Annotated in this window: 2 protein-coding genes; both read left to right on the top strand. The window is 66.9% G+C overall.

Annotated elements, in window-relative coordinates; translation table 11 throughout:
- The first annotated feature begins 102 nt into the window (after nt 1-102).
- A complete protein-coding gene (gene rplC, locus VF662_RS04335) occupies nt 103-858 on the top strand; it encodes a 50S ribosomal protein L3 (RefSeq protein ID WP_464138087.1) in 756 nt (251 codons plus the stop codon).
- 3 nt (nt 859-861) lie between these two features.
- Nucleotides 862-1488, top strand: coding sequence for a 50S ribosomal protein L4 (gene rplD / locus VF662_RS04340; RefSeq protein ID WP_464138090.1), 627 nt, complete (start codon nt 862-864; stop codon nt 1486-1488).
- The last annotated feature ends 24 nt before the right edge of the window (nt 1489-1512 follow it).

Consider the following 1512-nt stretch of genomic DNA (forward strand, 5'->3'; position numbering starts at 1 on the left):
CGCTTACATTGGGCTTGCGGGTTCCCATCGAAGTAACACTTCGATGGGGTCCCTCATGCACCTCGGAATGGTCCGGGGTGCCTCTGTATAAGGAGCATGATCATGCGCACTGGCGTGATCGCGAAGAAAATGGGGATGACCCGCATATTCCAGGACGACGGGCGCCACGTGCCCGTGACGGTCCTGGCGCTCGACAACGTCCAGGTGGTTTCGCGCCGCGAGAGCGACCGCGACGGCTATGTCGCTGTCCAGCTCGGCGCCGGTTCGGCTAAGGCCAAGAACCTGACGAAGCCGGAGCGCGGCCACTTCGGCAAGGCCGAAGTGGAGCCCAAGGCGCGCGTCGCCGAATTCCGCGTCGCCGAGGATGCGCTCCTCGATGTCGGCGCCACTCTCACCGCCGATCACTTCGTCGCCGGCCAGATGGTCGACGTCCAGGGCGTGACGCAGGGCAAGGGCTTTGCCGGCGGCATGAAGCGCTGGGGCTTCGGCGGTCTTCGCGCCACCCACGGCGTCTCCGTCTCGCACCGTTCGCTCGGCTCCACCGGTCAGCGCCAGGATCCGGGCCGAGTCTTCAAGAACAAGAAGATGGCCGGCCACATGGGCGCCAAGAACCGTACCCAGCAGAATCTCGAGATCGTCCGCACGGACGTCGAGCGCGGCCTCCTGTTCGTGAAGGGCTCCGTGCCCGGTCACAAGGGCGGCTGGCTGCTCGTCAAGGACGCCGTCAAGGTCGCCCGGCCCGACGCGGCGCCTTATCCGGCCGGCATCCGCCAGGCCGCAAGCAACGATACCGCTCCCGCGGACACCCCGGCTGATGCCGAGGCGACCGTGGCAGCCACCGACGGCCAGGAAGGCTAAACCATGAAGGTCCAAGTTCAGACCCTCGGCGCCGGCGCCAGCGGCGACATCGACCTCAACGACGACGTGTTCGGCGTTGAGCCCCGCGCCGACATCCTGCACCGCGTCGTCACCTGGCAGCTCGAGAAGCGCCGCGGCACCGCCCGCGCCGCCCGCGAGCGCTCCGACGTCGCCCGCACCGGCAAGAAGTTCGGCCGCCAGAAGGGCGGCGGCACGGCCCGCCACGGCGATCGCCGCGCTCCGATCTTCATCGGCGGCGGCAAGGCTCACGGCCCGCGCGTCCGCGACTTCAATCCGTCGCTGAACAAGAAGGTTCGTGCGCTCGGCCTCAAGATGGCGCTCTCGACCAAAGCCCGCGACGGCAAGCTGGTCGTGATGGAAAATCTCGACGTCAGCGAAGCCAAGACCAAGACGCTCAAGGAGCAGCTCGGCAATCTCGGCTTCGGCAAGACCGCTCTCGTCATCGACGGCGACGCGCTCAACGTCGGCTTCGCCCTGGCCTCCTCGAACCTTCGCGAGATCAACCTTCTCCCGGCGGTGGGCGCCAACGTCTACGACATTCTTAAAGCTGATACCCTGGTGCTGACGCGCGCCGCGGTCGAGAAGCTGGAGGCGCGTTTCAATGGCTAAGAAGCCGAGCAAAGCGGCGATCGA

The sequence above is a fragment of the Allosphingosinicella sp. genome, from assembly GCF_036387215.1.
In the GTDB taxonomy this organism is placed as follows: Bacteria; Pseudomonadota; Alphaproteobacteria; order Sphingomonadales; family Sphingomonadaceae; genus Allosphingosinicella.

Bases quoted from the DNA above. Each gene is read 5' to 3' on its own strand.
- rplC (WP_464138087.1), top strand. From the start codon at position 103: ATGCGCACTGGCGTGATCGCGAAGAAAATGGGGATGACCCGCATATTC.
- rplD (WP_464138090.1), top strand. From the start codon at position 862: ATGAAGGTCCAAGTTCAGACCCTCGGCGCCGGCGCCAGCGGCGACATC.